This is a genomic window from Streptomyces sp. NPDC051561 (genome assembly GCF_044454195.1).
GTDB lineage: Bacteria > Actinomycetota > Actinomycetes > Streptomycetales > Streptomycetaceae > Streptomyces.
Genome location: NZ_JBITDM010000043.1, coordinates 11,567 through 29,212, shown reverse-complemented (window position 1 = coordinate 29,212; position 17,646 = coordinate 11,567). Strand labels below are relative to the sequence as shown.

The 17,646-nt window shown below is 67.9% G+C and carries 11 protein-coding genes and 2 tRNA genes; 2 read left to right on the top strand and 11 right to left on the bottom strand.

The features are described 5' to 3' along the window. Window positions 1–1,791: 1,791 nt before the first annotated feature. Together ACIA73_RS40770 and ACIA73_RS40765 are read right to left on the bottom strand one after the other, a co-directional pair. Window positions 1,792–3,693, bottom strand: a complete 1,902-nt coding sequence (locus ACIA73_RS40770) for a tyrosine-type recombinase/integrase (RefSeq protein ID WP_399444073.1) — start codon at window positions 3,691–3,693, stop codon at window positions 1,792–1,794. A gap of 104 nt (window positions 3,694–3,797) precedes the next feature. Then, window positions 3,798–3,870: transfer RNA gene (locus ACIA73_RS40765), tRNA-Ala, on the bottom strand. 162 nt (window positions 3,871–4,032) lie between these two features. Between ACIA73_RS40765 and ACIA73_RS40760 the strand changes: the two genes are divergently transcribed. Both ACIA73_RS40760 and ACIA73_RS40755 read left to right on the top strand, forming a co-directional pair. After that, the gene (locus ACIA73_RS40760) at window positions 4,033–4,581 is read left to right on the top strand and encodes a DNA-binding protein (RefSeq protein ID WP_399444072.1); all 549 of its coding nucleotides are present in this window, start codon (window positions 4,033–4,035) and stop codon (window positions 4,579–4,581) included. An 81-nt stretch (window positions 4,582–4,662) separates the two neighbouring features. Then, entirely contained in the window at window positions 4,663–6,045 is a 1,383-nt protein-coding gene (locus ACIA73_RS40755) for a protein kinase (protein ID WP_399444071.1), read from the top strand. A gap of 68 nt (window positions 6,046–6,113) precedes the next feature. Here ACIA73_RS40755 and ACIA73_RS40750 read toward each other — a convergent pair whose 3' ends face one another. From ACIA73_RS40750 to recF, 9 genes are all read right to left on the bottom strand, one after another. Further along, window positions 6,114–7,463 carry a hypothetical protein gene (locus tag ACIA73_RS40750; protein ID WP_399444070.1) on the bottom strand — a complete coding sequence of 450 codons (1,350 nt, stop codon included), beginning with the start codon at window positions 7,461–7,463 and terminating at the stop codon, window positions 6,114–6,116. Then, complete coding sequence (locus ACIA73_RS40745) at window positions 7,463–9,394, bottom strand: VWA domain-containing protein (RefSeq protein WP_399444069.1); 1,932 nt, start codon at window positions 9,392–9,394, stop codon at window positions 7,463–7,465. Before ACIA73_RS40745 ends, ACIA73_RS40750 begins: the two co-directional genes overlap by 1 nt. 230 nt (window positions 9,395–9,624) lie before the next feature. Then, window positions 9,625–9,759, bottom strand: a complete 135-nt coding sequence (locus tag ACIA73_RS40740; RefSeq protein WP_003958712.1) for a DLW-39 family protein — start codon at window positions 9,757–9,759, stop codon at window positions 9,625–9,627. Between the two features lie 158 nt (window positions 9,760–9,917). Continuing rightward, window positions 9,918–9,991: transfer RNA gene (locus tag ACIA73_RS40735), tRNA-Ile, on the bottom strand. Window positions 9,992–10,107: 116 nt separating this feature from the next. Next, window positions 10,108–10,761 carry a DUF3566 domain-containing protein gene (locus tag ACIA73_RS40730; RefSeq protein ID WP_399444068.1) on the bottom strand — a complete coding sequence of 218 codons (654 nt, stop codon included), beginning with the start codon at window positions 10,759–10,761 and terminating at the stop codon, window positions 10,108–10,110. Between the two features lie 93 nt (window positions 10,762–10,854). After that, window positions 10,855–13,473, bottom strand: a complete 2,619-nt coding sequence (gene gyrA, locus ACIA73_RS40725) for a DNA gyrase subunit A (RefSeq protein ID WP_399444067.1) — start codon at window positions 13,471–13,473, stop codon at window positions 10,855–10,857. A 42-nt stretch (window positions 13,474–13,515) separates the two neighbouring features. Further along, entirely contained in the window at window positions 13,516–15,627 is a 2,112-nt protein-coding gene (gyrB, locus tag ACIA73_RS40720) for a DNA topoisomerase (ATP-hydrolyzing) subunit B (protein ID WP_399444066.1), read from the bottom strand. 353 nt (window positions 15,628–15,980) lie between these two features. After that, window positions 15,981–16,526, bottom strand: a complete 546-nt coding sequence (locus tag ACIA73_RS40715; RefSeq protein WP_399444065.1) for a DUF721 domain-containing protein — start codon at window positions 16,524–16,526, stop codon at window positions 15,981–15,983. Further along, window positions 16,523–17,644: a DNA replication/repair protein RecF gene (gene recF, locus ACIA73_RS40710; protein ID WP_399444064.1), complete on the bottom strand. Its 1,122-nt coding sequence runs from the start codon at window positions 17,642–17,644 to the stop codon at window positions 16,523–16,525. The genes ACIA73_RS40715 and recF overlap by 4 nt, the downstream gene beginning before the upstream one ends. Between the last annotated feature and the right edge of the window lie 2 nt (window positions 17,645–17,646).

Below are 17,646 nucleotides of genomic sequence, written 5' to 3'. Positions count from 1 at the left end.
TGTTTCTGGTTTATCTTATTTGTGGACTTACCCCTTTTTTTCCCAGACCAAACCCTCGGCCCATTGGGTTGTTTTTTTTTTTTTTTCGCTGGGGGCCCCCGGGGGGGCGCGGGGGGCCCCTCTGCGTTTGTGCAGCCGGAAGGACGACCGCTCGTGCCCTACCTCGTACTGATTCCGCTCATCATCGTTGCCGCCGGAGCCGTTGTGGGTCTGACAGCCCTGCTCATCCACGGACTGACTGCACGTCACGCTATGCGTCGGGCGCGAGCCGAGGACCTGCCCGGAATGCTGGAGTCGAGCAACCGGACACTGGTCTCACTGACCAAGGCCCTCAAGGTGCCCGCACGACGCCTTCCACTCCCTCCGGCGCCGGCGGAGAGCCCGGTCCCCGCCGCAGAGCCCGGAGCAGAAGGGAACGCTCTGTGAGACGTTCGGTTTACGGCCCCGACCACGACCCAGTTGGTGCGCGCTTCAGTAACGACCTTCTCGGCAGGGCAATGCGCGCAGTGCTGCGTCCCAGCGAGCGAAGCCTGTTGCTGGACTACCTACACGGTGCGCCTGACTATCAGCTCGCCAATCAACTCGGCTGCAGCAGAGAGCTGTTGCGCGCAATTGTTGCCCAACTGCTAGTGAGGCTCCGTGATTCGGCCTTCGGTCCAAGCCTCCGCGAGGAACTGCGCAGCCGTTCGGGACCCGGCTTCTCGCGAACTGTGTGGGAGGCCGACAAGGAGATCCCCGTCTACCGGTGCGGGCGTCCCGGCTGCTCCAGCCCACCGCTCACGCAGAAGCGCGTTGGGCGCCCCCGTGCGTATTGCAGTGACGCCTGCCGACAAGCCATGTATAGGCGGAGAGCGAAGGACGGCGCTGGCCAGCGGATGGAAGAGGCCTCAGCGCTCGGTAGCGAAGCAATCCCTTACACAGGGCGCCGGATGCACCGCCAGCCCTACCGTGTCTTGGACTACTCTGCGGCCCCGGCAGCTTTGCCTTCGTTGGACGACGCTGGCCCTGATTCAGGGGAACATATCTGGAGCTCCTGGTACCTCGACCGCTGGTTGGGCACTACGGACGACCAGTCAGGCCGCTCGTCGGCGGGCCCCTCTGCGTATACGTTCCTGTCTGCTGCGGCACATCGCCGACTGCGCCGACTGCCCCAACACGTTCGGCTCCACTCCTACCGGGCCGATGCACCGGGTGCCGCTCTCCAGCCGGTTACTTTTCAACACCGAGCCTTGAAACGACGGCCCCCTACCCGCGGGCGTCATCTGGTGGGTAGCGTGGGCCTGGGAAAGACCCTCGTCTTCTCTTGGCTCAACAAGACGATCAATCCAGACTCCAAGCTAGAACAAGTCCTTCCCACTTACGGACAACCAGCTGCCTTCGAAAGGGGCTGGGGCCGAGCTAAGTCAGAACTTCGCGTGCCCCTTCGGGACTGGCTCAGTTCGGGCTGGGGTGCCAAGCAGGGGACACCGCTCGAAGCCGTCATGGTTCCCCTCAATGCCCGTCAGTTCGCGGCGGCACGGTGTACTCGCCAACGCTGGCTGTGGTCCACGGCTGGGCCACGTCCCAGGCCGCCGGTCAGCCCCGACACCCCCATGAAGGACTTGCAGTATGGGAGCGTTGGCAGCAGGCGGCTACTCACCATGCTCGGTCCGCTCCACATAGACGCCCCTTGCCCACAACTCGGCACTGCCTTCCCCCCTCAAGAGGTGGCTTCCCGCTTCCCACCACCTCGCCGAACAGTGCCGTCATGGCCGGGCCAGCAACTCGATGTGCACCATCGGAGACGACCTGTCACTGCTTATCCCACGACGCCGCAGAAACGCCGCTGGACGCCGTCGGGGGCCACTCGCCGTGTGCGCCGCCGTCGGCGATCCGAGCAAGGGCATCCTCAGTAGCACGCCTGACCGCAGATTTGTTGATCCCCCGGGCGTACGCCTCGGTCTGCCCGTCCGAACGTCGCTCCGTCCGGTACTCGGCTGCCTTGCTGGTGTACTCGTCGTGCTCGAACTCCCATGTCCACCGACCGCTGATCGCCGCAGGCTCGCTCACGAGCATGCCCCCGGCGTCAAGCGTCGCCCACGAGGAGTACACAAGCTCGCGCCCAGGCATTCGGGTCCAGACAGGTCCGCCGCCGACCCACTTGTTACGTCGCTCGGGACCGATCGCCCCCTGCTGGGCGATCTGTTCCACAGCGATCGCGAGTCCTTCCGCACGCAGAGCAGCGAGTTCGTCAGCATGATCATCGTTCCACTGGTCGGTGAAATCCTGCGCGTGCTGCTCGTCTACGAAGGGCACCTTTCGACCCGCTGCTGTGACGACGAACACAGGCCGCTCACCAGCGCCTGCGGTTTGTGGCTCCTCCGCGACTTCGCTGGCGTCCGTCCATCCCGGCTGCCCGACGCCGGAACCCTGTCGTGGCATGACAGGAAGGCCTTCCGTGGCTGCGTGGAGGCCCGTGGAGGCCAGGAAGCCGGGTAGTGGGGCGTCGGGGTTCATAGCCCACTCGACGGCCGCCATGACCTCGTCGTCCAGCGCGTCCAAGAGGTGCCCGTACGTGTCCACGGTCGTGGTGATGGACTCGTGCCCGAGGCGGCCCTGGATCGCAGGGAGCGGAACCTTCGCGGCGATGAGCCACGCGGCGTGGGAATGCCGAAGGTCATGGATGCGCGGGCGCTTGATCAGCCCGTACTTCTCCATGGCGTACTCGATCGCGGGCAGCCAACGCAGTCGCCTGAAAGTCCCGGGGTCCCACCTGCCGCCCTCAGGGCCTGTGAAAAGCAAGGCGTCAGGGACCAGTCCCTTGGCCCGGCGCCGCAGTATTCGGTCCAGACGGTGCGTGATCACGATGGTGCGCCGAGACTTCTTGGTCTTCGGCGGGCCGAGTACCGGCTTCCCGTCCTCGTCCCTCTTCCACGCTCGCTGTACGCGGATCGCGGGCCGGCCGTTGCGGCGGCGGAGGTCGCGCGGCTGGAACGCCGTGGCCTCGCCCCACCTGCACCCGGTCTCTGCGATGGCGTCAGCCAACTCCTTGGCGTCATCCACCAGGCCCTCGTAGATCCAGCCGTACTCCTCGCGTTCGAGGAAGACGATGTCTTCTTCCTCCTCGGCGCTGTCGGCCCTGGGGAGGCTCGTCCTGGTGCAGGGGTTGGAGGCCCTCAAGGGCGGCTCCGCGTCGACTGCGGCCTGCATGATCGAAAAGAGAAGCCCGTGCTTGTCCCGGACTGTCTTCGGCTTGTACTTGGTACGGGGCTTCCGGTCAGGCAGGTCAAGAGGTGCGAGACGGCCGTTCACCAGGTCGTCCACCCAGTCCTGGACCATGTCCCGGCTGATGCCGCCTTCGCCATCCTCAACCGAGTAGGGCCCGAACCACGGGGCCATGTTCTCTCGGACTTCCTTCTTGTACTTTCCGCGGGTGTCGCCTTGCACGCCCGTAAGCCGGTCGATGTAGGCGAGCGCGAACGGTTCGAACATGGTCGCGGGACGGCGCTGCTCCGCCACGAATCCCTGCCCACGAATCCACCCCAGCGGCCACCGCTGGCCGAACCCGTTTACCAGGTCCTTGAACCTCTCCGCCGACGTCTCGTCGTCGAAGTTCTCCGACTCCTGCTTCGCGTTCCGCCCGCCACCTGCACGCCACAGAACGGTGTAGGTGAAGGTTCCGTCCCTTTTTTCACGCTTCTTGATCGATGCCACGAAGTGGACCGTACGACAGACCCGTGTTGACACGGTGTTGACGTTATGAATACGGAGAGGCCCCCTGACCAGCTTTTCCGCAGGTCAGGGGGCCTCTCGGGATGTGGAGCCTAGGAGATTCGAACTCCTGACATCTGCCTTGCAAAGGCAGCGCTCTACCAACTGAGCTAAGGCCCCGAAAAAGGGTGCCCGAAACCGAGCGGAACAGCACGCGGTCACCGACGCACACCAGAGTACCGGGTGACCCCCACAATTCCGCAAACAGATTGGGGCTCCCCCTGTGTGACCACGCTCCGTAAGATGCTCCGCGAGGTTCGCAGCAGCGAAGGGGAGACGCAGATGGACGCAGCACAGCAGGAAGCCGCGGCAAGAGCCAGGGAACTTCAGCGCAGTTGGTACGGGGAGCCGCTGGGGGCGCTCTTCCGCCGGCTCATCGACGACCTGGGCCTCAATCAGGCCAGGCTCGCCGCCGTACTCGGCCTGTCCGCGCCCATGCTGTCCCAGCTGATGAGCGGCCAGCGGGCCAAGATCGGTAATCCGGCTGTCGTCCAGCGCGTCCAGGCCCTCCAGGAACTGGCAGGTCAGGTAGCCGACGGCAGCGTCAGCGCAGGGGAGGCCACGGACCGGATGGAAGAGATCAAGAAGTCGCAGGGCGGCTCGGTACTGAGCGCCACCAGCCAGACCACGGCCAGCTCGGGGGCGCCCACGGTGCGCCGGGTGGTGCGCGAGATCCAGTCGCTGCTGCGCTCGGTGGCGGGGGCCGGGGACATCATTCACGCCGCGGACTCCCTCGCCGCCGACCACCCGGAACTGGCAGAGTTCCTGCGGGTGTACGGCGCGGGGCGCACCGCCGAGGCGGTCGCCCACTACGAGGCACATCAGAGCTGACACCAGAGCTGACGGAGCCGCCGGCGGCAGAACCACACGTCGGCAGCGAGACGAAAGCAGAGCGGGGAGCGGGCGCAGCGCATGGGTGAGATTTTCGCGGGTCGGTACGAGCTGATCGACCCGATCGGCCGGGGTGGCGTCGGTGCGGTCTGGCGGGCCTGGGACCACAGGCGACGCCGTTACGTGGCTGCCAAGGTGCTCCAGCAGAGCGATGCGCACACCCTGCTGCGCTTCGTACGGGAGCAGGCCCTGCGCATCGAGCATCCGCACGTGCTGGCACCTGCCAGCTGGGCCGCGGACGACGACAAGGTGCTGTTCACGATGGACCTGGTGAGTGGTGGTTCGCTCGCCCATGTCATCGGGGACTACGGCCCGCTCCCGCCCCGCTTCGTCTGCACCCTGCTCGACCAGCTCCTCGCCGGGCTCGCCACCGTGCACGCGGAAGGTGTCGTACACCGCGACATCAAGCCCGCGAACATCCTCATGGAGGCCACCGGCACCGGCCGCCCGCATCTGCGGCTGTCCGACTTCGGTATCTCCATGCGCAAGGGCGAACCCCGGCTGACCGAGACCGACTACGTCGTCGGTACGCCGGGCTACTTCGCCCCCGAGCAGATGATGGGTGCCGAACCGGACTTCCCCGCCGACCTGTTCGCGGTCGGCCTGGTCGCGCTCTACCTCCTCCAGGGCCAGAAGCCGGACTCCAGGGCACTGGTCGAACACTTCGCCGCGCACGGCACCCCCGGCGCCCCGCAGGGCATCCCGGAACCGTTGTGGCAGGTCGTGGCGGGGATGCTGCAGCCGGACCCGCAGGCCCGTTTCCGTACCGCCACCGGTGCCCGCAAGGCGCTCACCGCGGCGGTCGAGATGCTGCCGGACGCCGACCCGTCCGAGGATCCGGTCGAGGTCTTCGACCAGATCGGCCCGCTGCCCGCGGGCTTCGGCCCGACAGGCCCCGAGGCGGCCACCGATCCCCGCCACCGCCCGGCACCCGGCGCCGCCCCCGGCGCAGGCGGACCGCAGACCGGCGGCACACCGCCCACCGCGTCCTCCGCAGCCGTGCCGGCCATGTCCCAGACCGGCAGTTTCCACCTCGCCCCGCCGCCGCAGGGCACCCCGCACTCCTTCCCGGCGCAGCCGCCGACTCCCCCTCCGCCGCCGGCCGGCACCCCCTCGCCGGTTCCCGCGCACGCGGCCGCCCCCTACGCGGGCACCCCGCTCGACTCCTCGCAGCAGCCCACGGGCGCGATCGACCACCAGCAGCCGCCCACTCGCGCGTACACCGCCCAGTCCCCGCTGGGGCAGGCCCCGGCCCACCCGGCCCCGTACACAGCGCCGCTCCCCGAGCCCACCACTCGGCCCGCAGCACGCCGACCGGGACCGCCCCCGAAGGTCACGGTCCCGGTACTGGTGCTTGCACTGATCTGCTTCGCCGTGGGCATCTGGGCGCTGACCCAGACCTGAGTCCGGGCCAGCAAGATGTGGCCTCATCCTTCTCAGGGATGAGGCCACGTCCGACGCGGAAGGTCCGGCTACCAGCCCGTCGGCGGCCCGAACCCCTGCTGCGACTGCTGCGGCGGTACGGGAGGCTCGGCGGACGCCTTCCGGCGGGCCACCAGCATCCACACCGCCAGCCCGAGGACCAGCACGGTTCCCGCACCGATCCCGGCCGCAGCGACGGTCTTCATGGTGCTGCTCTGCTCCGCCGCAGACCCGCTCTGCCCGCTGCTCGCCGCTTCCCGGTCGTCCTCGGTGACACCGAAGTCGGTGGAGGGCGCCGCATAGTCGGGCCCCGCCTGCTTCTGCCCCGTCACATTGACCCGCAGCGTCAACCCGTAGGGCTTCTCGCCGAAGGCCTGGCCAACCTTGGGATTCATCGAGACCCGCAGGTAGTACCAGCCCGCCAGCTGCATGTCCTTGTCGCCACTGCCGGAATCGAAGCGGTTCTCGTAGGCCACCGGCCGCAGCGGATCCATCGACGTCGACTTCTGCTTGCCGTCGTACGTTCCGCTCTCGTCCTGCACGAGCCCGCGCGCCGGGTTGTAGAGGGCGAAGTCCAGCGCACCCCCGACGTACGCGTTCTTCCCTCCGTCGGTGCTGTGCAGGTCGACGTCGGAGAAGATCTGCTGTCCCCAGTCGACCGGCACCCGGTAGAACAGCGACTGACCGGGCTTGATCTCGTCACGCCATTCACCGGACGTGAGCCCGGTGGCGTCATTGAAGCCGGTCCCGCCCTTGCGCGGCTGCGGACCGCCGGTGGGCGGTGCGGGCGATGCGCTCGGCCAGCTCTCGGGGGCCTCCGTCGGCCCGGCGGCCTTCAGACCCGGCTCGGACTGGTAGCGGATCTCCAGTTCCCAGTCCTCGGGGGTGGAGGTCGCGGAGGAGCCCCGCTCGACCAGCACGTAATAGGCGCCCGCCTTCTGACAGCTGCTGGAGCCCTCCTTCAACAGCCGTGCCGCATAGGTGCTGAGCGGCCGCGGGAACTCCGCCGAGGAACCGAAGGAGACGCTGTCCCCGGAGTCGCAGGAGCTGTTGTTCCGGTCCAGCACCGACACCTTGAGGTCGTCGCCGTACTTGACCTTGGTTCCCGCCTTCGGCACCGCGACCGCCGACACATAGGCATTGGTCTTCGCGTCGAGGTCCAGCCGGTAGTACTGCTTGCCCTTCGGCTCGATGCTGTCCTTGTACGTCGCCCCGGCCTTCAGCGCCGGGGCGTCCGCCGTGGTCGCCGCGCCCCGGGTCGCCTCGGCCTCCGTGTCGAAGACGTACGATCCGGGCCCGCCCGCTGCCAGTGCCTGCCCCGGCAGCCCGACAACGACGCACAACGCCGCCGTCCCCGCGAGTGCCCCCCGCAGTCGTCGACCCCTGTTGCGCTGGCTCATCACGCGCCACTCCTTGTCGTGTGCCCGGCCGTCCGCCGCCGTACCGCGAAAAGCACGACCCCGGCGATCACCACGATCGCCCCGCCCGCAACGGCAGCCGTCGCGGTGCCGGTCCATCCTGCCCCGCCCGCCGCAGCGCCGTCCGCCCGGGTGACCGAATCCGCCTTCACCGGAGCGGATCCACCCGCACCCTTCACAAGGGGCGCGCCGTGCTGCGGCCCTGACCGCTCGTCACCGAGTACGGCAACCCGCAGTACCACTCCGATGCGCGGGTTCTCGGCGATCTCCGCCGTCTTCGCACCGAGCGAGACCGCGATGTAGAAGTCGCCCTTGGCGTGCACGGGCACGGTGTTGGGGTGCGACTCGTACCGGTTGGTCCACGCCACCGGCACGGTTCCCAGCCGGGCGACCGCGGGCTTGCCCCGGTAGAGCACCTTCGGATCGAAGCCCCCGGTGCCGGCGCCCACGGGTGCCCTTGAGGGCGTGAAGACCTGCGTCATCCCGTAGGAGAAGACGCTCGAACCACCCTCGACGGTGGGCTCGTTGGCGAACTCCACGTCGTACCGCACCTGCTGCCCCCACCCCGCGGGGACCTTGTACCAAAGGGTCTGCGAGGGCAGGATCCGGTCGCGCCACACCCCGGTACCAAGCCTGCGGGCATCGTTGAATCCGGTGCCGCCCCGGACGTCCTCCGGGTCGCCGGACGGCATCACGGCCTTCCCGTCACCCGCCCCGTACTCGGGCTGCGACTCGGCCGGCGTGACGCCCCCGGGCAGTGGCTCCTCCACGTCGTACGTCAGCTCCAGCGGCCAGCGCCCCGCGTCCGAGCCCTTCTTGTTCTCCCGCTCGACGGCCAGCCAGTACCGGCCGGCCTTGTCGCAGCTTTCGTTTCCGCTCTGGCTGGGCACCCGGGCGACCGCCGAAGTCAGCGGGGTGGCGCCCTCGTTCTGGAGGAAGTGCTCGGTGCTGTTCTCGCAGGTCCTCCGCTCGCGGTACTCGATCCGGGTCTTCAGCCCGTCGAAGGTGTCCACCGCCGCCCCGGTCTGCGGAACCGCCGTCGCCGAGAAGTTCACGGTGGACACGGCGTCCAGATCGGCCGCGTAATAGCGGATCTCGCCGGGCCCGATGGTGTCCAGGTACTGACCGGGTTCCAGTGCCGGCGCGACCGCCTTCGTCGCCGCTCCCCGCACCTGCCGCCCCTTGAACCGGTAGCCGTCCGCCGAAATCTGGGCCGCACGTTGCAGCTGCCGGGTGAGCGCCTCGGCGTCCGGGGCGTCGTAGTAACGCCCGTTCCCCGCGCCCGCGATGCACTCCAGCTGCTCGCGGGCCGCCCCCTTCACCTGGAATCCGATGGCGTCGATCCGCAGATCCACCCCACTGCGGCCGAGCTGCTTGGCCACCTCACAGGGCTGCGGCGTACCGCAGTTGTCCTCGCCGTCGGAGATCAACAGCACGGTGCGCTGCCCACCCGACCCGCCGGAAGCCTTCGGAAGGTCCTGTGCGGCCTTCTGGAGCGACACCCCGATGGGAGTGTCCCCCTTGGGCTGCACGCCGCCCACAGCCCGCTTCAGCCCCTCCCGGTCGAGCGCCTGTACGGGCCGTACGAGCCGGGTATCGGTACACCCCTTGGGCTGATCCGCGCCGTACACCCGCAGCCCTGTCGGATAGCCGTCCGGCAGCCCGTCCACCACGGTGGACACCGCCGCCCTCGCCGACTCCATGCGCGTACGCCCGGAACCGTCGCTCTCACCCATGGAACCCGAGGAGTCCAGCACCATGACCAGGCCACCCCGGCCGCCCGTTTCACGTGAAACATCACCCGCCGCCCGCACCGTTTCACGTGAAACATCGGCGACCGCGACAGCCGGAGCCCCGCCCAGCACCCCCAGTAAAGCCCCACCGGCCACCACGGCCGACATCCGCACCCTCATCCGCGCCCCCTGGTTGGCTCCACAGAACCTGCTTCAGCTTTGCTCATGCAAGCTAGTGATTTGCGTAGGCAAATACAAGAGGGTTACGTCACGGTCCCGCAACAGCGGACCACCGGAGCCATCGGGCAGTCGGAGCAGTCGGGCCACCGGAGCAGTCGGACCCCCGTCCCGCAGACAGCACAGGGCCCCGGCCGCAAAAAGCGACCGGGGCCCTGTGGGACTACTGGAGCTCAGACACCCGAACCTGCGGGCACGGAGTCAGTCGCCTCCGTCCACAGATCCTGCTCGGCGCGATCCGCCTGGATCTGGCGGTACACGAGGAGCCCGCCAATGGCGGCCAGTGCGACCAGGAGAAGCTTCTTCACCGCGCGACCTCGTCTTTCCTTGACGTAGGAGACCTCTTGGCGGCCGACTATACACACCGACCGATACCGATCGGTGACCTAGTCGGGCTTCAACTTCCGGACATACAAATGCGGTTGGCCCGGACGAGAACTTCCTCGTCCGGGCCAACCGGTAAATGTGGGGCTAACAGGATTTGAACCTGTGGCCTCATCCTTATCAGGGATGCGCTCTAACCAACTGAGCTATAGCCCCGCCGCGCTCGCGCGCTGACTCCTGAAGATTAGCGCACCTGGGGCGCAGTCCCAAAATCGGTTCTCCGCACCCAGTGCTTGGACCAGCCCGAAGGCCGGTCCAAGCGCCCGACCGGCCTATTCGTCCTCGGCCAGCGTGAGCTCCACACCACCCACGAAACCGGCCGACAGGTTGTAGATGAAAGCGCCCAGCGTCGCCAGGGCCGTCATCAGCACCACATCGATCACCGCGATCACCGAGGTGAAGATCAGCACCCGCGGCAGCGACAGGAACGACTGGAGGTCGAACCCGCTGCTCTCACCGGAACCTGCCGTCGAGCTGGTCGCCTCGCTGATGGTGCCGCCGACGGTCGCGAAGACACCCATGGCGTCCATGACCATCCACAGCACCACGGCCGCGATCACCGTGCAGATGCCCAGTGCGATCGACAGCAGGAAGCTGACCTTCATCACCGACCACGGATCGGCCTTGGCCACCCGCAGTCTGGCCTTTCGCGTACGAGGCGTGGTGCGCGCCCCGGTGCGGGGCCGGCGCACCGCACCGGTCTGCCCGCCCTGCGTACCGCCGCCGTGCTGGCCCGCCTGCGTGGTCCCGCCGCCCTGCGGCGGTCCCGCAGGACCGCCCTGAGTCGACTGTCCCTGGTACGCCTGCGGCGGGTGGTACGGCTGGGACCCAGGTCCCTGGGCCGGCTGGTCCCGCTCTCCGGGCAGCGGCCCGGCCGCGTACCCGTCGTAACTCTGCTGGGGCTGCGCCCCCCGGGTGTCCGTCACAGTTCCCCCCTGGGAGTCCGCGGCAGAGCCACGGGCACCGGGTGCTCCAGCTCCGGAAGCGTTTCGTCCGGTGCCCGTGGCTCCATTCACGACCTACTCCTCGTGCTCCCCTGCCGAGGACTGAACGTCCTCGGCTGCTTCGGTCGCGGCCGTGGCAGTGGCCGTACCGTTCTCGTCGGTCTCCGGGCCGTCCTCGACGCCGTCGACCTCTTCGGCCTCGCGGCCGGCCTCGGCGTTGCGCGCGATGCCTACGACGGCATCCCGCTTGCCCAGGTTGATCAGTTGGACGCCCATGGTGTCACGGCCCGTCTCCCTGACTTCGTTGACTCGCGTACGAATCACACCGCCGCCCAGCGTGATGGCGAGGATCTCATCCGTCGCCTCCACCACCAACGCGCCCACGAGCGACCCGCGGTCCTCCACGATCTTGGCGGCCTTGATGCCCAGACCACCACGACCCTGGACGCGGTACTCGTCGACCGGAGTGCGCTTCGCATACCCGCCGTCCGTCGCGGTGAACACGAACGTACCGGTCCTGACCACATTCATCGAGAGCAGCTCGTCCCCCTCGCGGAAGCTCATGCCCTTCACACCCGAGGTCGCACGGCCCATCGGACGCAGCGCGTCATCGGTCGCCGTGAAGCGGATCGACTGGGCCTTCCTGCTGACCAGCAGCAGATCGTCCTCGGCCGACACCAGCTCCGCGCCGATCAGTTCGTCGTCGCTGCCGTCCGCGGTCTCGCGCAGGTTGATCGCGATGACACCACCCGAACGGGGCGAGTCGTAGTCCTTCAGCGAGGTCTTCTTCACCAGGCCGCCCTTGGTGGCCAGGATCAGGTAAGGCGCCGCGTCGTAGTCCCGGATCGCCAGGATCTGGGCGATCTTCTCGTCCGGCTGGAAGGCCAGCAGGTTCGCGACGTGCTGACCACGCGCGTCCCGGCCGGCATCGGGAAGCTCGTACGCCTTGGCCCGGTAGACCCGGCCCTTGTTGGTGAAGAAGAGCAGCCAGTGGTGCGTGGTGGAGACGAAGAAGTGGTCGACGATGTCGTCCTGCTTCAGCTTGGTCCCGCGCACGCCCTTGCCGCCGCGCTTCTGCGACCGGTAGTCCTCGGTCTTGGTGCGCTTGACGTAGCCACCGTTGGTGATGGTGACGACGATGTCCTCCTCGGCGATCAGGTCCTCCATGGACATGTCGCCGTCGAAGGGCACCAGGGCGGAACGCCGGTCGTCGCCGAACTTGTCGACGATGACGGCCAGCTCCTCGCTGACGATCGCGCGCTGCCGCTCCGGGGAGGCCAGGATCGCGTTGTACTCGTTGATCTTGGCCTGGAGCTCGTCGTGCTCCGCCACGATCTTCTGGCGCTCCAGGGCGGCCAGCCGTCGCAGCTGCATCTCCAGGATCGCGTTGGCCTGGATCTCGTCGATCGACAGCAGGCCCATCAGGCCCTCACGCGCGATCTCCACCGTGTTGGAACGGCGGATCAGCGCGATGACCTCGTCGATCGCGTCCAGCGCCTTGAGCAGACCGCGCAGGATGTGCGCCCGCTCCTCGGCCTTGCGCAGCCGGAACTGCGTACGCCGGACGATGACCTCGATCTGGTGCGTCACCCAGTGGCGGATGAACGCGTCCAGCGACAGCGTGCGCGGCACGCCGTCGACCAGCGCCAGCATGTTCGCGCCGAAGTTCGACTGCAGGTCGGTGTGCTTGTACAGGTTGTTCAGTACGACCTTGGCGACCGCGTCACGCTTCAGTACGACGACCAGACGCTGGCCCGTGCGCGACGAGGTCTCGTCACGGACGTCGGCGATGCCGCCGACCTTGCCGTCCTTCACCAGGTCGGCGATCTTCTGCGCCAGGTTGTCGGGGTTGGTCTGGTACGGGAGTTCCGTGACCACCAGGCACTGGCGGTTCTGGATCTCCTCGACCGCGACCACGGCGCGCATCGTGATCGAGCCACGGCCCGTCCGGTACGCCTCTTCGATGCCCTTGCGGCCCACCACCAGCGCACCGGTCGGGAAGTCGGGACCCTTGATGCGCTCCATCAGCGCGTCCAGGACCTCTTCCTGCGAGGCCTCCGGGTTCTCCAGCACCCACTGCGCACCCGCGGCGACCTCGCGCAGGTTGTGCGGCGGAATGTTGGTCGCCATACCGACCGCGATACCCGCCGAGCCGTTGACCAGCAGGTTCGGGAAGCGGGCCGGCAGAACCGTCGGCTCCTGGTTACGGCCGTCGTAGTTGGCCGTGAAGTCGACGGTCTCCTCGTCGATGTCACGGACCATCTCCATGGAGAGGTTCGCCATCTTGCACTCGGTGTACCGCATGGCGGCCGCCGGGTCGTTGCCCGGGGAGCCGAAGTTGCCGTTGGAGGCCACCAGCGGCATCCGCATCGACCACGGCTGTGCCAGACGCACCAGGGCGTCGTAGATCGAGGAGTCGCCGTGCGGGTGGTACGTACCCATGACGTCACCGACGACACGGGCGCACTTGTAGAAGCCCTTCTCGGGCCGGTAGCCACCGTCGTACATCGCGTACAGCACGCGACGGTGCACCGGCTTCAGGCCGTCCCGGACATCCGGGAGCGCACGCGCCACGATGACGGACATCGCGTAGTCGAGGTACGAGCGCTGCATCTCCGTTTCGAGCCCGACGGGCTCGATCCGGACGACCGGCTCTTCAACTGCGGGGGTAACAGGGGTGTTCTCGTCGGCCATTGCTGGTCAAAATCCTTTCGAAGCGGTCAGCGACGGACCGACTCAGATGTCGAGGAAGCGAACGTCCTTGGCGTTGCGCTGGATGAACGAGCGCCGCGCCTCGACGTCCTCACCCATCAGCACCGAGAACAGGTCGTCGGCCTGGGCCGCGTCGTCCAGGGTGACCTGGCCGAGCACGCGGTGATCGACGTCCATCGTGGTGATACGCAGCTCCTCGGCATCCATCTCGCCGAGACCCTTGAAGCGCTGGAGGTCGCCCTCCTTGATGCGCTTGCCCTGCTGCTCGCCGGCCTCGCGCAGCGCGTCGCGCTCCCGGTCGGAGTAGGCGTACTCGACCTGGTCGCGGCCCCACTTGAGCTTGTACAGCGGCGGACGCGACAGGTAGACGTGCCCCGCCTCGACCAGCGGCCGCATGAAGCGGAACAGGAACGTCAGGAGCAGGGTGTTGATGTGCTGACCGTCGACGTCGGCGTCCGCCATCAGAATGATCTTGTGATAGCGGAGCTTCTCGATGTCGAAGTCCTCGTGCACACCGGTACCGAAGGCGCTGATCAGCGCCTGGACCTCGGTGTTCTGCAGGATCTTGTCGATCCGCGCCTTCTCGACGTTCAGGATCTTGCCTCGGATCGGCAGGATGGCCTGGTACATCGGGTTACGGCCGGACTTCGCCGAACCACCGGCGGAGTCACCCTCGACGATGAAGATCTCGCACTTCGTCGGGTCGTTGGACTGGCAGTCGCTGAGCTTGCCCGGCAGCGACGCCGACTCCAGCAGGCCCTTGCGGCGGGTCAGATCGCGCGCCTTACGGGCGGCGACACGGGCCGTGGCGGCCTGGATCGCCTTGCGAATGATGTCCGCGGCCTCGTTGGGATTGCGGTCGAACCAGTCGTTGAGGTGCTCGTGCACGACCTTCTGCACGAAGGTCTTCGCCTCCGTGTTGCCCAGCTTGGTCTTGGTCTGGCCCTCGAACTGCGGCTCGCCCAGCTTCACCGAGATGATCGCGGTCAGACCCTCGCGGATGTCCTCACCGGCGAGGTTGTCGTCCTTCTCGCGCAGGAACTTCTTCTCGCGTGCGTACCGGTTCACCAGACCGGTCATCGCCGCGCGGAAGCCCTCCTCGTGCGTACCGCCCTCATGCGTGTGGATCGTGTTGGCGAAGGAGTACACCCCCTCGCTGTACTGCGAGTTCCACTGCATCGCGATCTCGACCGAGAGCATCCGCTCCTTGTCCTCGGCCTCGACGTCGATGACGGTCGGGTGGATGAGCTCGCCCTTGCGCGAGTTCAGGTACTTCACGAAGTCGACGATGCCGCCCTCGTAGTGGTACGTGACCGTGCGGACCTGCTCGTCGTCGGCCGTCTCCGCGGTGTCCGCACCCACGACGGCCTTCGCGGACTCCCGCTCGTCCGTCAGCTTGATGGTCAGTCCCTTGTTGAGGAACGCCATCTCCTGGAAACGCCGCGAGAGCGTCTCGAAGGAGTACTCGGTGGTCTCGAAGATGTCGGGGTCGGCCCAGAAGGTGACCGACGTGCCGGTCTCCTCGGTGGCCTCGTGCCGCTCCAGCGGCGCGGTCGGGGCGCCCGCCTTGTAGTCCTGCGTCCAGCGGTAGCCGTCCGTCCTGATCTCGACGGCGAGCTTGTGCGAGAGCGCGTTGACGACGGAGACACCGACGCCGTGCAGACCACCGGAGACCGCGTAGCCGCCGCCGCCGAACTTGCCGCCCGCGTGCAGCACCGTGAGCACGACCTCGACGGCCGGCTTCTTCTCCACCGGGTGGATGCCGACCGGGATGCCTCGGCCGTTGTCGATGACGCGCACGGCGCCGTCGGCCAGGATCGTGACGTCGATGGAGTCCGCATGCCCTGCCAGGGCCTCATCGACGGAGTTGTCGACGACTTCCTGCACCATGTGATGCAGACCACGCTCACCGGTCGAGCCGATGTACATGCCGGGTCGCTTGCGGACCGCGTCCAGGCCCTCAAGGACGGTGATCGCGCTGGCGTCGTACGCCGAAGTGACCTCCGCGGACGTGCCCTTCGACGACGAAGAAGCCACCTCCGCGGGGGTGCCCTCGCCGTCCTCGCCGGCAGCGGACGGACTGATCTCGTTGGGGTTGCCGGAATCGGCCACGAAGCGCCCTTTCTGGCACAGCACAGGCCCATCCCCTGCCTTCGGCTGGGGGGTTCCCCATCCCCAGGCAGGCAGGAGCGGCTGCGTCGTTCTGTGTAAGTCGACGTGCCCCGCGCGAAATGAGCGAGGACTCCCGTCAGTCTACCGGTAGCGCGGACATGAATGGGGGTTTGCCGGTACCTGAGTCCGCATGTGCCGCCCCGAACCGGGGCCGAACGACTCCCCATATCCAGGGAGGGGCTCCAGGCGACTCACACGGGCGTCCAGCGCTTCGGGCTGTCAACCTCCGGCTACCGTGAGGGACGCCTCACTCGTGCCGTCCGGTTTCACGTGAAACATCACGGTCGACGTTTCACGTGAAACATCGCAGACCCGCCCTACCCGTACGTGTCTCCGGGCCCCTTGCTCCCAGGCGCCCGCAACGGCCCGTACCGCCGCGGCGGCCCGTTCGGACCCTCCAGCTTGAGCTGGCGCACCGTGTCCCGCCCGAGCTCCCCGTTGAGCCGCTTCAGCAGCGTGGGCTGCAAGTACTTCATCTGGGTCACCCACGCCGTGGACGTACAGCGCACCCAGAGAATCCGCTCGTCCTCGTCGTACTTCAACGGCTCGGAATGCTGGGCCACGTCGTCACCGACGATCTCCTTCCAGCGCCCCATCACCCCGGAGACTGCGATCGGCATCTCCCAGCCACGCTCGGTCTTCAACCGGTCCAGCGCGGCACCCAGCTTCAGCGGATCACGACCGTCCGCCCCGGAACCCGAACGCAGACTGCCGCCACGGCGCACGGTCTTCTTCTGCTGGGCCGCGGCCCCACGCGCCCGCGCCTGCTCCTTCGCGGCAGCCAGCGCCTGACGCGCCAGATCGACACCCGACGACGCCGGCACCCCGGCCCCCTCGGGCTTGGCCTTCCCCTCGCCGCTCACAGCCGGGTCACCTCGCCACCGGCTACCGCATACCGAGTGCCCGCCAGCGCCTCCGGCACGTCATCATCCACCGCAGCGGTCACCAGCACCTGCTCACCCGGCGCCACCAGTTCCGCCAGCCGCTGCCGACGCCGCGCGTCCAGCTCGGCGAAGACGTCGTCGAGCACCAGCACCGGCTCATTGCCCTCCGCACGCAGCAGGTCGTACGAGGCAAGCCTCAACGCCAGCGCATACGACCAGGACTCCCCGTGACTCGCATAACCCTTGGCAGGCAACTCACCGAGCTTCAGGATGAGTTCGTCGCGGTGCGGGCCGACCAGGGTCACCCCCCGCTCGATCTCCTGCTTGCGCGCGTCGGCGAGCGCCGCCATCAACTGCGCGTACAGCTCCTCGCGGGACTGCGCCTCGCCGGGCGCCGAATTCCGGTACTCCAGCGCCACCGGCCCGCCACCGGGCGCGAGTTGCTCGTACGCCTTGTCGGCCAGCGGCTGAAGCGCGGCGATCAGGTCCAGCCGCTGTGCCAGGAGTTCGGCACCGGCCTTCGCCAGATGCTGGTCCCACACATCGATGGTCGACATGTCCATGGACCGGCCACCGTGCCGCCGCGCCATCGCCGCCGACTTGAGGAGGGTGTTGCGCTGCTTCAGTACGCGCTCGTAGTCGGAACGCACTCCGGCCATCCGCGGCGAGCGCGCCGTGATCAGCTCGTCCAGGAACTTCCGGCGCTCCCCGGGGTCGCCCTTCACCAGGGCCAGATCCTCCGGCGCGAACAGCACAGTCCGTACGATCCCCAGCACATCACGGGGCCTGACCTGCGAAGACCTATTGATACGGGCCCGGTTCGCACGGCCCGGATTCAGCTCCAGCTCGACCAGCTGGGACCGCTCGCCCTGGGTGACGGCCGCGCGGATCACCGCCCGCTCGGCCCCCATCCGTACCAGCGGAGCATCCGACGCCACCCGATGGCTGCCGAGGGTGGCGAGATAGCCGACCGCCTCGACGAGGTTGGTCTTGCCCTGCCCGTTCGCCCCCACAAAAGCGGTGACGCCCGGGTCGAGTGGAACTTCGACCCGGGCGTACGAGCGGAAGTCGGCCAGCGACAGATGCGTGACGTGCATGG

Bases quoted from the DNA above. Each gene is read 5' to 3' on its own strand.
- ACIA73_RS40760 (WP_399444072.1), top strand. From the start codon at position 4,033: ATGGACGCAGCACAGCAGGAAGCCGCGGCAAGAGCCAGGGAACTTCAG.
- ACIA73_RS40755 (WP_399444071.1), top strand. From the start codon at position 4,663: ATGGGTGAGATTTTCGCGGGTCGGTACGAGCTGATCGACCCGATCGGC.
- ACIA73_RS40750 (WP_399444070.1), bottom strand. From the start codon at position 7,463: ATGAGCCAGCGCAACAGGGGTCGACGACTGCGGGGGGCACTCGCGGGG.
- ACIA73_RS40745 (WP_399444069.1), bottom strand. From the start codon at position 9,394: ATGAGGGTGCGGATGTCGGCCGTGGTGGCCGGTGGGGCTTTACTGGGG.
- gyrA (WP_399444067.1), bottom strand. From the start codon at position 13,473: ATGGCCGACGAGAACACCCCTGTTACCCCCGCAGTTGAAGAGCCGGTC.
- recF (WP_399444064.1), bottom strand. From the start codon at position 17,644: ATGCACGTCACGCATCTGTCGCTGGCCGACTTCCGCTCGTACGCCCGG.